General features: G+C 63.0%; 9 protein-coding genes. 1 reads left to right on the top strand and 8 read right to left on the bottom strand.

Going from position 1 to position 12,290, the window contains the following annotated elements; genetic code table 11:
* Positions 1 to 4: 4 nt before the first annotated feature.
* Positions 5 to 1,177 (top strand): acetyl-CoA C-acetyltransferase, encoded by a 1,173-nt coding sequence (locus ACODR8_RS16095; RefSeq protein WP_489008208.1) that lies wholly within the window; start codon positions 5 to 7, stop codon positions 1,175 to 1,177.
* Positions 1,178 to 1,234: 57 nt separating this feature from the next.
* Here the strand turns inward: ACODR8_RS16095 and ACODR8_RS16090 are convergent, their stop codons facing one another.
* The 8 genes from ACODR8_RS16090 to ACODR8_RS16055 form a co-directional block, all read right to left on the bottom strand.
* On the bottom strand, positions 1,235 to 1,384 hold the full coding sequence (locus tag ACODR8_RS16090) for a DUF2256 domain-containing protein (protein WP_294134766.1): 150 nt from the start codon (positions 1,382 to 1,384) through the stop codon (positions 1,235 to 1,237).
* Between the two features lie 19 nt (positions 1,385 to 1,403).
* Complete coding sequence (locus tag ACODR8_RS16085; RefSeq protein ID WP_489008207.1) at positions 1,404 to 2,993, bottom strand: MFS transporter; 1,590 nt, start codon at positions 2,991 to 2,993, stop codon at positions 1,404 to 1,406.
* A 166-nt stretch (positions 2,994 to 3,159) separates the two neighbouring features.
* Entirely contained in the window at positions 3,160 to 3,849 is a 690-nt protein-coding gene (locus ACODR8_RS16080) for a DUF2490 domain-containing protein (RefSeq protein ID WP_489008206.1), read from the bottom strand.
* A 246-nt stretch (positions 3,850 to 4,095) separates the two neighbouring features.
* Positions 4,096 to 6,096: an ATP-binding protein gene (locus ACODR8_RS16075; RefSeq protein ID WP_489008205.1), complete on the bottom strand. Its 2,001-nt coding sequence runs from the start codon at positions 6,094 to 6,096 to the stop codon at positions 4,096 to 4,098.
* A gap of 580 nt (positions 6,097 to 6,676) precedes the next feature.
* Entirely contained in the window at positions 6,677 to 7,681 is a 1,005-nt protein-coding gene (bioB, locus tag ACODR8_RS16070; RefSeq protein WP_489008204.1) for a biotin synthase BioB, read from the bottom strand.
* On the bottom strand, positions 7,678 to 9,831 hold the full coding sequence (gene scpA / locus ACODR8_RS16065; protein WP_489008203.1) for a methylmalonyl-CoA mutase: 2,154 nt from the start codon (positions 9,829 to 9,831) through the stop codon (positions 7,678 to 7,680). Before scpA ends, bioB begins: the two co-directional genes overlap by 4 nt.
* 182 nt (positions 9,832 to 10,013) lie before the next feature.
* Positions 10,014 to 10,451 carry a methylmalonyl-CoA epimerase gene (gene mce / locus ACODR8_RS16060; RefSeq protein WP_119745819.1) on the bottom strand — a complete coding sequence of 146 codons (438 nt, stop codon included), beginning with the start codon at positions 10,449 to 10,451 and terminating at the stop codon, positions 10,014 to 10,016.
* A gap of 127 nt (positions 10,452 to 10,578) precedes the next feature.
* A complete protein-coding gene (locus ACODR8_RS16055) occupies positions 10,579 to 12,111 on the bottom strand; it encodes an acyl-CoA carboxylase subunit beta (RefSeq protein ID WP_119745821.1) in 1,533 nt (510 codons plus the stop codon).
* Between the last annotated feature and the right edge of the window lie 179 nt (positions 12,112 to 12,290).

Below are 12,290 nucleotides of genomic sequence, written 5' to 3'. Positions count from 1 at the left end.
GCCTTTGTCAGATATCGTCATTACCGCCGCCAAGCGCACGGCCGTCGGCAGCTTCATGGGTGCGTTCGGATCGACTCCGGCGCATGAACTGGGCCGTCAGGCGATCATCGCCGCGCTGGCGCAGGCCGGTGTCGCGCCCGACGAAGTGGACGAGGTGATATTGGGCCAGGTGCTGAGCGCCGGTCAGGGGCAGAACCCTGCGCGTCAGGCTGCCGTCAATGCAGGCATCCCTGTCGAGCGCACCGCGATCGGCCTCAACCAGCTGTGCGGCTCCGGCTTGCGTGCCGTAGCGCTTGCCGCTCAGGCGATCCGCGCGGGGGACGCGAACATCATGGTGGCTGGCGGGCAGGAAAGCATGTCGCTTGCCCCCCATGCGCAATATCTGCGTGCGGGCAGCAAGATGGGCAATGTCAGCCTGATCGACACGATGATCCATGACGGCCTGACCGACGCCTTCAACAATTATCATATGGGCATCACCGCGGAAAATCTGGCGGAGAAATATCAGATCAGCCGCGAAGCGCAGGACATCTTTGCGGTGGCCAGCCAGAACAAGGCCGAAGCCGCACGGGCATCGGGCCGCTTCGTCGACGAAATCGTGCCGGTCACGATCAAGGGGCGCAAGGGCGACACGATCGTCGATGCCGATGAATATATCCGCGCCGGCGCTACCATCGAAGCGATGGAGAAGCTGAAGCCGGCCTTCAAGAAGGACGGCACCGTCACTGCCGCCAATGCCAGCGGCCTGAACGACGGCGCCGCCGCACTGGTGCTGATGACGGCGGATGCCGCTGCCAAGCGGGGCGCGACCATTTTGGGCCGGATCGCGGGTTTTGCGACCTGCGGCGTCGATCCCTCGATCATGGGCATCGGCCCGGCTCCGGCCAGCCGCAAGGCGCTGGAGAAGGCGGGCTGGTCGATTGCGGACCTCGACCTGATCGAAGCCAATGAAGCTTTCGCCGCGCAGGCGCTGTCGGTGGGCCAGGAACTGGGTTGGGATGCGTCCAAGGTCAACGTCAATGGCGGCGCGATCGCCATCGGCCATCCGATCGGCGCGTCGGGCGCGCGGGTGCTGACCACCCTGCTCTATGAAATGGCCAAGCGCGACGCGAAAAAGGGTCTGGCGACGCTGTGCATCGGCGGCGGCATGGGCGTGGCGATGTGCATCGAACGCTGATCGACTGAGAGATTGTAAAAGGCCGTCGTTCCCAACGGAGCGGCGGCCTTTTTCGTGTCAGGCTTGGCGCGGGGCGCTGCGGCAACGGTCGGAACAATAGACGACATTGTCCCAGTCGCGTTCCCACTTTTTGCGCCAGGCAAAGGGGCGCTGGCAGACTGGGCAAGTCTTCGTTGGCAGATCCCGCTTGGCAACGCCGCGTGGCATGGATGATTCCCCGGTTGTGCTACGCGTCCAGCGGCCGATCCTTCGTTTCCGGCAGCGCGACCAGACAGGTGATAAGCGCCAGCGCCACCACGGCCAATGTGTACCAAAGCCCGGCATAGGGATCACCCGTCCGCGCGACGATATATTGGCTGACCAGCGGCAGGAAACCGCCGAAATAGCCGGTGCCGATATGATAGGGGATCGACAGCGACGAATAGCGGATGCGCGCCGGGAAATATTCCGACAAGAGCGCCGCCACCGGTCCATAGGTCGCGCCTGACAGCGTCCAGAGCAGCAAGAGCGCGCCGAACAGCAGCATCGCGCGCGGCCAGTCCGGCGTCACACTGCCGGTCGGGTAGCCGCCCGCTTTCAACGCGGCGTCCAGCCCGGCGGCACTCAGGTCCGTGACGACCAAGTCGCCGACCTGCACCGCAGGCGTGGGCGCCGCCTGCTTATCATAGGGAATACCGCGTTTGGAAAAATGGTCGAGCAATTTGCCGCAGGCGGTTGGCTGGACCTTGGCAAAGGGATCGAACACGCAGTCCGGGCCGCGCACGACAACCGGGGCGCGCTTCCCCGCTTCCACCAGCGCCGGGTTCGCGGTCGCGCCCATGAACTGGTAAAGCGGCATCAACAGCAGCAGCACCAGTGCATAGCCGATGACGATCGGCTTTTTCCGCCCGATCCGGTCGGACAGATGGCCGAAATAGACGAACGCCCCCATCCCGGCAAAGGCGCTGCCGCCCACCAGCAATTGCGCGATACCGGGCGACACATGCAGGCCGCTCTGGAGGAAATAGAGCGCCTGGAACATCACCGTATAGGCGATGACGGTAAAGCCCGCCGCGATGCCGATCATCGCGACCAGCATCCGCTTTTTGTTGCCCGGATAGGTGAAGGCTTCCTTGATCGGATTTTTCGACTGGGTGCCTGCCTTCTTCATCGCGGTGAATACCGGGCTTTCGCGCAGCATCAGCCGCATCCACAGCGATATGCCGAGCAGGGCAAGCGAGAAGAGGAAGGGCAGCCGCCAGCCCCAATCGGCCCAGATTTCCGGCCCGACCAGCCATTGCGTGCCGACCACGACGATCAGCGAGAGGATGAAGCCGCCGATCACCCCGGCCTGAATGAAGCTGGTATAAAAACCGCGTCGTCCCGGCGGCGCATGTTCGGCGACATAGATGGCCGCGCCGCCATATTCGCCGCCCAGCGCCAGCCCCTGCGCGATCCGCAACGTGATCAGGATGATGGGCGCGGCAATGCCGATGCTGGCGGCCGAGGGCGTGAGGCCAACCCCTGCCGTGGCAACGCCCATCAGGATGATCGTGGCCAGGAAGGTATATTTGCGCCCCAGCCGGTCGCCCAGATAGCCGAACAATGCCGCGCCGATCGGACGGAAGGCAAAGCCGATCGCGAAGCCCGCCAGCGTGTAGAGCAGTTCGACGGTAGGATTGTCGGTCGGGAAGAAGGTCCGCCCGATGATCGGTGCGAGGACGCCATAGATATAGAAATCATACCATTCGAACACGGTGCCGAGCGCCGACGCGGTGATGACCAGCCGGTCGCGCCTGACGTCCATCACATAGTCGCTGCCGACCGCTCCGCTCATCCCCTGCCCCCTTAACTTCGCACTTTTCCCGGTAATTGTGAAATTGCGTTACCCCACGGGGCAATTAAATTTCCAACACCGCTTTGCGCAACCGCCAATGTCGGCACGCGAAGAAGGGGCCGATATCGCATGAAGCGGGGGCAATAGGACAGGCTAAAAAACGGCCTCAGCGGCGCAGTTGCAGCGTCACCAGCAGGACATGGTCGACATCATCGGCCCGACCGCGATTTTTGACATATTGGTTGAGATAGCCGACCTCCACGGTCGACTTGCCCGCCACCGGCACTTCCAGCCCGGCAAAGCTGCGCAGCCGGTCAAACCCTTCACGCGCGCCCCAGTCGGTATCGTTCAGCGCCACGAACCCTTCCGCATAGGTCAGCGCCGACACGCCGCCCGGCTTGCCGGTCAGCGGCACCGCCAGCCGCAACCATTGCCGCAACCGCCAGCCCATATCGTCGCCGCTCGACACCCAGCGTTGCTCGATCCGGGTGCGCGAGGAGAGCGGCCCGCCCGCAACCTTGCCGAGCGACCAGTTGATCTGCTGGAAGCTGCGATGCTCGCGCGTATCCCCGCCACTGGACCGCGGCGTGCGGACATAGGCATAGCCCTGAAAGACGGTCAGCCGGTCGGACAGTTTGACGCCGATCGCGGGCCTCAGCAGCATCTGGTCCAGCCCGTCCATGTCCCTGCCAAAGCGCGACTGCACCTCGGCGAAATAGACGATATCGCCGGAGATCGGCCCCTGCGCGATGGTCTGGAGCCAGAACTGCTCATCTTCGGCAGCCTGCGCCGGCAGCGCGATCATGGCCGTGAAGAGGGCGGAAAGGCACAGGATCGTCTGTCGCAGGCTGCTCATGCCGCGGCTGCTAAGGGAAAGGCCGGGACCGGGGCAAGGCGCGACAGCCCAGCGAAACATTAAATAACAAAGGGCCGCCCTTTCTCCCCCCTCCCCGGCGGGGAGGGTTGATTGGAGTCACGTGCCTTCAATCAAGGGAGGGGGAGCAAGGCGAAGCCGAGCGTCCACGCTAGCGTCAGTACACCCCCACCCAACCTCCCCCTCAAGGGGGAGGGGTTCTACGGATCAGATCAACGCAGCTCGCGCCTATTCCATTTCGAGGATCACGGCATCCACCGCCAGGCTGTCGCCCTGTGCCGCCGACACGCTCTTGACCACGCCCGCCTTTTGCGCGCGCAGGATATTTTCCATCTTCATCGCCTCGATCACGGCGAGCGGTTGCCCGGCCTCGACCTTATCGCCCTCGCCCACATGCAGCGCGACCAGCAGGCCCGGCATCGGACAGATCAGGAAGCGCGACAGGTCTGGCGGGATTTTTTCGATCATGTGCGCAGCATAGGGTGCAGCATGGGCGGGCAGGATGCGCAGCTTGTGGCTGGCCCCGTGGCAAGTCAGGACGAAACCCGACCGCACCGGCGCGATGCGGACGGCGAGTTGCTCTTCGCCAAACTCCGCCTCGATCAGGCGATCGCCCGGCGTATATTCCAGCGCCATGTCGAGGGGCTGCCCGTCGACCGTCACATCATCGCCGTCAATTTCGACGTCATGGATTGCATCACCAATCTTGACCTGCCAGCCGGTCGGCGGGGCCAGGCGCTTGCCCAGCTGGCCGTCGATACGGCGGGCGCGGTCGGCTTGCGCCATCGCGGCAAAGGCACCGATGGCGGACAGCCGCACCAGCAATTCGGGTGACGCAGGCGCGCCCTGGAAGCCGTCGGGATATTCCTCGGCAATGAAGCCGGTGGTGATGTTGCCTGACCGGAACCGCTCATGCTGCATCAGGGCGGACACGAAATCGATATTATGCCCCGGCCCCTCAATCTCGAACTTGTCGAGCGCCTCGATCTGCTTGTCGATGGCTTCAAGGCGGGTCGGCGCCCAGGTGATCAGCTTGGCGATCATGGGATCGTAGAACATGGACACTTCGCCGCCCTCCTCCACGCCGTCATCGACGCGGATCAGTGCGCCGCTTTCATCCGCCCCGGTTTCGGGCGGGTTGTAGCGGATCAGGCGACCGGTCGAGGGCAGGAAGCCGCGATAGGGATCTTCGGCATAGACGCGGTTTTCGATCGACCAGCCGTTAATCTTGACGTCCGCCTGGGTGAAGCTGAGCGCCTCGCCATTGGCGACGCGGATCATCTGTTCGACCAGATCGACGCCGGTGATTTCCTCGGTAACGGGATGTTCGACCTGGAGCCGCGTGTTCATTTCCAGGAAGTAGAAACCGTCGCCGGTCTTGTCCTCACCCGACACGATCAGTTCGACCGTGCCAGCGCTGAAATAGCCGACCGCGCGCGCCAGGGCGACGCATTGTTCGCCCATCTTCTTGCGCATTTCCGGCGACACGAAGGGCGACGGCGCTTCCTCGACCACCTTCTGGTGACGGCGCTGGATCGAACATTCGCGTTCGTTCAGATAGACGATATTGCCATGCTGGTCGCCCAGCACCTGAATTTCGATATGGCGCGGGCTTTCGATGAACTTCTCGATGAACACGCGGTCGTCGCCGAAGCTGGCAAGGCCTTCGCGCTTGGTCGCCTCAAAGCCTTCGCGAACGTCCTGTTCGGAGTAGGCCAGTCGCATCCCCTTGCCGCCGCCGCCGGCCGACGCCTTCATCATCACCGGATAGCCGATTTCGTTGGAGATTTTGACGGCATGTTCGGTGTCATCGATGACGCCGACGAAGCCGGGGACGACGTTGACGCCCGCTTCGAGGGCGAGTTTTTTGGACTCGATCTTGTCGCCCATGGCCGCGATGGCGTTCGCCGGGGGGCCGACGAAGATGATGCCTTCCGCGTCCAGCGCCTTGCGGAAGCTCTCCCGCTCCGACAGGAAACCATAGCCCGGATGCACCGCGTCCGCGCCGGTCTGCTTGCACGCTGCGATGATCTTGTCGGCGATCAGATAGGATTGGGCGGCAGGCGACGGGCCGATATGCACGGCCTCGTCCGCCATCAACACATGCGGCGCGCGTGCATCGGCATCGGAATAGACCGCGACGGTCTTGATACCCATCTTCTTGGCCGTGCGCATAACACGACACGCAATTTCGCCACGGTTCGCGATCAGGATCTTGGTGATTGCCATTTTCTATCCTTGCCCCAGTCCTATATCCAATTCGTCACCCCGGACTTGATCCGGGGGCCAGGGTGGCAAGCATTGTGCCTGCCGCTCTGGATGCCGGATCAAGTCCGGCATGACGGTAATTTCCTCTCAACTCTTTCGGGCTGAGCAAACAAATCAATCAGCGTGGTTTACGACGCCAAAAGATCAAAACCATTCCGCCGATCCAGGCCGCTACAACTGAGCCAACAATCCATAGCGATCCTGACCAAAGCGCTCCCCAAAAACAGATCAGGGCGAAAAACGTTAACCATGACAACGCGATGACCCGACCACCGGTCACTTGATCACTTCCAAACCCCAATCGTCACCCTGAACTTGTTTCAGGGTCCATCGTGCCCCAATCGACCACATTGCGGGGGGAGAAATGGATGCTGAAACAAGTTCAGCATGACGGAGTGTGGAGACGCGGATCATGCAGCAGCAACCTTGCCCCCACCCGTCATGCCGGACTTGATCCGGCATCCCGCTTCCCTCCAACGCAGCGCCAGAAGAACAGCGGGACCCCGGATCAAGTCCGGGGTGACGGGGGTGGGCGTGAAAGTCACTCCGCTGCCTCCATCGCCACCTTAACCTCAGCCTGCATCGGCACGACGCCCAGCTTCGCGAACAGCGCCGCATCCGCATTGTCGCCCGCATTGGCCGTGGTCAGCAGCTTGTCGCCGGTAAAGATGCTGTTCGCGCCCGCCATGAAGCAGAGCGCCTGGCACGCATCCGACATGCTCTCACGCCCCGCCGACAGCCGCACCATCGACTCCGGCATCACGATCCGCGCGACCGCAACCGTGCGGACGAACTCGATCTCGTCGATTTTGGCCAGCGGCGTGTCGGCCAGCATATTGCCCAGCACCGTGCCCTTGACCGGCACCAGCGCGTTGATCGGCACGCTTTGCGGATGGGTTGGCAGCACAGCCAGCGCGTGCAGGAAGCCAACGCGGTCCTCGCGCGTCTCGCCCATGCCGACGATGCCGCCCGAACAGACGTTGATCCCAGAATTGCGGACATTTTCCAGCGTTTCCAGCCGGTCGTCGAACGTCCGGGTGGTAATCACCTTCTCATAATGTTCGGGCGAGGTGTCGATGTTGTGATTGTAATAATCGAGGCCCGCATCGGCCAGCACCTTGGCCTGCCCTTCGCTCAACATCCCCAGCGTCATGCAGGTTTCCATGCCCATCTGGCGCACGCCCTTCACCATCTGGACGATGGCGGGCATGTCCCGCTCCTTGGGGTTGCGCCAGGCCGCGCCCATGCAGAAGCGCGAGCTGCCTGCATCCTTGGCCTGCGCCGCCGCCTGCATCACCGCTTGCACGCTCATCAGCTTTTCGGCCTTGAGGCCGCTCTCCGCCGACGCCGACTGGTTGCAATAGCCGCAATCCTCCGGGCAACCGCCGGTCTTGATCGACAGCAGGGTGGAAAGCTGCACCTCGTTACGCGGGAAATTCGCGCGATGGATCGACTGCGCCTCGAACATCAGGTCGTTGAACGGCAGGTCGAACAGCGCGGCGATTTCGGCGCGGGTCCAGTCGGTGCGAGCGGTCAGGTTAGTCAAGCGGCGTCCTCCAGCCCGGCGGGGGGCATGTTGTGGCCGAGGAGGCGCAGCACGTCGGCGGCGCATTCCACGACATTGGAGCCCGGTCCATAAATGCCCTGGACGCCCGCGTCACGGAGGAAGTCATAATCCTGCGGCGGGATGACACCGCCTGCGATCACCTTGATGTCGGTGCGGCCTGCTTCGCGCAGCTTGGCGATCAGGTCCGGGATCAGCGTCTTGTGGCCCGCCGCCAGCGACGACGCGCCAACCACATCGACGCCGCTTTCCAGCGCCAGCACTACCGTTTCGTCGGGCGTCTGAAACAGCGGTCCCGACACGACGTCGAAGCCCATGTCACCGAACGCGGACGCGATGACGTTGGCGCCCCGGTCATGCCCATCCTGCCCCATCTTGGCTATGAGGAGTTTGGGTTTGCGACCGAGGCGCCGCTCGACGGCCTGCACGCCGTCGAGTACCTGTTGCCAGCGGCTGTCGCCCTCGTAGGGCGCGCTATAGACGCCCTTCACCGGCGTCGGCTGGGTTCCGTAGCGATCGAAGCTTTCTTCCATCGCCGAAGAGATTTCGCCCAGCGTCGCGCGGGCGCGGGCGGCCTCCACGGCGAGGGCGAGGAGGTTGTTGTCGAGGCTGGACGGCCTGGCTGCGCCGTCGCGCAGCGCCTGCAACGCCGCATCGCATTTTGCGCTGTCGCGTTCCGCCTTCACCCGGTTGATCCGGGCGATCTGGCCTTCGCGCACCTTGGCATTGTCGATGTCGAGCGTTTCGAGGAAATCCTCGGTCGCGAGGCGATATTTGTTCACGCCCACAATCACGTCATCACCGCGATCGACCCGCGCCTGCCGGGCGGCGGCGGCGGTTTCGATCATCGCCTTGGGCCAGCCTGCCGCCACGGCCTTGGCCATACCGCCATCGGCCTGCACCTTCTCGATGATCGCCCAGGCTTCATCGACCAGCTGCTGGGTCAGTGCCTCGACATAGTAAGAGCCGCCCAGCGGATCGACCACCTTGGTCATGCCGGTTTCTTCCTGGATCACGATCTGCGTGTTGCGCGCGATCCGGGCGGAAAAATCGGTGGGCAGGGCGATGGCTTCGTCCAGCGCATTGGTGTGGAGCGATTGCGTCCCGCCCAGCATCGCGGCCATCGCCTCGATCGTGGTGCGCATGACGTTGTTGTACGGGTCTTGCTCGGTCAGTGACACGCCGCTGGTCTGGCAATGGGTGCGCAGCATCTTCGAGCGTTCGTCCTTCGCGCCCAGTTGCGTCATGGCGCGATGCCACAGCACCCGCGCGGCGCGCAGCTTGGCGATTTCCATGAAGAAGTTCATGCCGATCGCGAAGAAGAAGCTCAGCCGCCCGGCAAACTTGTCGATGTCCAGGCCCGACGCCACGCCATATTTCACATATTCCATGCCGTCGGCGATGGTGAAGGCCAGCTCCTGCACCTGCGTCGCGCCGGCTTCCTGCATATGATAGCCGGAAATGGAGATGCTGTTGAACTTGGGCATCTCGCGGCTGGTATAGCCGAAAATGTCGCTGATGATCCGCATCGATGGTTCGGGCGGGTAGATATAGGTGTTGCGGACCATGAACTCCTTGAGGATGTCGTTCTGGATGGTCCCGTCGAGCAATTTGCGGTCGACGCCCTGTTCCTCACCCGCCACGATGAAGAAGGCCAGGATCGGGATCACCGCGCCGTTCATCGTCATGGACACCGACATCTGGTCTAGCGGGATGCCGTCGAACAGGATCTTCATATCCTCGATCGTGTCGATCGCAACGCCCGCCTTGCCCACGTCGCCGGTGACGCGCGGATGATCGCTGTCATAGCCGCGATGGGTGGCGAGGTCGAAGGCGACGCTGAGGCCCTTCTGTCCGGCGGCGAGGTTGCGGCGATAGAAGGCGTTGGATTCCTCGGCGGTCGAAAAGCCCGCATATTGGCGGATGGTCCAGGGCCGCCCGGCATACATGGACGCGCGCACGCCCCGCGTGAACGGCGCGAAACCGGGCAGGCCGGGATCGACGGTCACGTCGTCAGCCGTGTAGAGCGGCTTGACCGCGATCCCTTCCGGGGTCGCCCAAGTCAAATCCTTGCCCTTCACTTCCTTGGCGGCAGCGGCGGCCCAGTCGTCCAGCGTCGGCTTGTCGGTCATATTCTACCCTTGTTCTACCCCTCTCCCGCAAGCGGGAGAGGCAACGAGACTTAGGTCCGCGCAGCGGGCCTTAGTCGCAGTGGTGAGGGCCTTGCGCGTCGCTGGCCCTCACCAACTTCGCCTAGGCGGACAAGCCGCCAAGGCTTCGTATCCTCTCCCGCCTGCGGGAGAGGAGTGTATGCCTAGTGCGCTTCCTTCGGCGTCTCCATGATCTCGGTCAGCACCCCGTTCATATCCTTGGGATGCACGAAGAAGATCGGCGTGCCATGCGCCCCGATCCGCGGCTCACCCAGCACCCGCGCGCCCTTCGCCTCGAACCAGGCCTTGGCTTCCAATATGTCCGGCACTTCGTAACACATATGATGCTGCCCCCCGGCCGGGTTCTTGGCGATGAAGGCGGTGATCGGCGAGCTTTCATCGAACGGCTCGATCAGCTCGATCTGCGTCCCCGCCGTGCCATTTTCCCCCGGCGTATCGACAAAACACACCTTCACCCCCTGCGCAGGCAGGTCGAACGGTTCATGGATCTTCGTCGCGCCCATGACATCGCGATAATAGGCGATGCTTTTCTCAAGGCTGGGCGTGGCGACGCCGATATGATTGAGACGGCCGAGTTTCATGCTTCTAGTCACCCCTCCCGCTTGCGGGAGGGGACGGGGGAGGGCCTGTCCGATCCGGCAACGGATAGTCTTTCGAGAGGAACATGCCCTCCCCTAACCCCTCCCGCAGGCGGGAGGGGAACTTCAGTTAAAGCGGAATATTGTCATGCTTCTTCCACGGATTCTCCAGCGCCTTGTTGCGCAGTTTCCGCAGGCCCAGCGCAATCCGTCGCCGCGTCGAGTGGGGCTGGATCACCTCGTCGATGAAGCCTTTTGACGCGGCCACGAACGGGTTGGCGAAGCGCGCTTCATATTCCGCGGTGCGTTCGGCGATCTCGTCCGCCGTCTTGCCGCGGAAGATGATCTCGACCGCGCCCTTGGCTCCCATCACCGCGATTTCGGCGGTCGGCCAGGCATAGTTCAGATCGCCGCGCAGATGCTTGGACGCCATCACGTCATAGGCCCCGCCATAGGCCTTGCGGGTAATGATGGTGATCTTGGGCACGGTCGCTTCGGCATAGGCGAACAGCAGTTTCGCGCCATGCTTGATGATGCCATTATGCTCCTGCGCCGTCCCCGGCAGGAAGCCCGGCACGTCCACCAACGTCACGATCGGTATCTCGAACGCATCGCAGAAGCGCACGAAGCGCCCGGCCTTCTTGGACGAATTAATGTCCAGCACGCCCGCCAGCACGAAAGGCTGGTTGGCGACGATGCCGACAGTCCGCCCCTCGACCCGGCCAAAGCCGCAAATGATGTTGCCGGCGTGCGCGGGCTGCACCTCGAAGAAATCGCCCTCATCCACGATCTTCCTGATCAGTTCGTGCATGTCATAGGGCTGGTTCGCATTGGCAGGGATCAGCGTGTCGAGGCTCGGCTCGATCCGGTCCCACGGGTCGGCGCTAGGCCGCTCCGGCACCGGTTCCTTGTTCGACGCGGGCAGGAAGTCGACGAAATCGCGCACCGCCAGCAGCGCCTCGATATCATTTTCGAACGCCACGTCCGCCACGCCCGACTTGGTCGTGTGCGTCACCGCGCCGCCCAGTTCTTCCTGCGTCACGACCTCGTTCGTCACCGTCTTGACCACGTCAGGGCCGGTCACGAACATGAAACTGCTATCCTTCACCATGAAGATGAAGTCGGTCATCGCGGGCGAATAGACCGCGCCGCCCGCGCATGGCCCCATGATGACGCTGATCTGCGGCACGACGCCCGACGCCAGCACATTGCGTTGGAAAATCTCGGCATAGCCCGCAAGCGACGCCACGCCCTCCTGAATCCGCGCGCCGCCGCTGTCATTCAGGCCGATCACGGGCGCGCCGACCTTCAGCGCCATGTCCATGATCTTGCAGATTTTCATCGCGTGCCGTTCCGACACTGCGCCGCCATAAACCGTGAAATCCTGGCTGAACAGGAACACCAGCCGCCCGTTGATCGTGCCGGAGCCGGTGACGACGCCATCGCCGGGAATATGCGCCTCATCCATGCCGAAATCGGTGCAATTATGCTCGACATACATGTCCAGCTCTTCAAAGCTGCCCTCGTCCAGCAACACCTCGATCCGCTCACGCGCGGTCAGCTTGCCCTTGCCATGCTGCGCGTCGATGCGCCGTTGGCCGCCCCCCATACGCGCACCTTCGCGCTTGGCTTCCAGCTGTTCGATAATGGCGAGCTTCGACATAGGCATATCTCTCCGGTCAGGACGCGGACCTGTTATGACGCCCTTTTCCCGTCTTTGCGATTTTTCGCAAATGCAAATTTGCTAATTTGCAAATCACCACTTCGCAAATTAGGGTCGCCCGCACTTCCCTCCGTTCGTTTCGAGCGAAGTCGAGAAACGTCGCGCACCGGTTTCTCGAC

This window comes from Sphingobium sp. FG58 (assembly GCF_057809055.1).
Note: the sequence above shows the minus strand (reverse complement) of the source record. Positions and strands in the feature narration are given on the sequence as shown.

Coding starts and splice junctions, on each gene's coding strand:
- ACODR8_RS16085 (WP_489008207.1), bottom strand. CDS start 2,993: ATGAGCGGAGCGGTCGGCAGCGACTATGTGATGGACGTCAGGCGCGAC.
- mce (WP_119745819.1), bottom strand. CDS start 10,451: ATGAAACTCGGCCGTCTCAATCATATCGGCGTCGCCACGCCCAGCCTT.
- ACODR8_RS16075 (WP_489008205.1), bottom strand. CDS start 6,096: ATGGCAATCACCAAGATCCTGATCGCGAACCGTGGCGAAATTGCGTGT.
- ACODR8_RS16080 (WP_489008206.1), bottom strand. CDS start 3,849: ATGAGCAGCCTGCGACAGACGATCCTGTGCCTTTCCGCCCTCTTCACG.
- scpA (WP_489008203.1), bottom strand. CDS start 9,831: ATGACCGACAAGCCGACGCTGGACGACTGGGCCGCCGCTGCCGCCAAG.
- ACODR8_RS16055 (WP_119745821.1), bottom strand. CDS start 12,111: ATGTCGAAGCTCGCCATTATCGAACAGCTGGAAGCCAAGCGCGAAGGT.
- ACODR8_RS16090 (WP_294134766.1), bottom strand. CDS start 1,384: ATGCCACGCGGCGTTGCCAAGCGGGATCTGCCAACGAAGACTTGCCCA.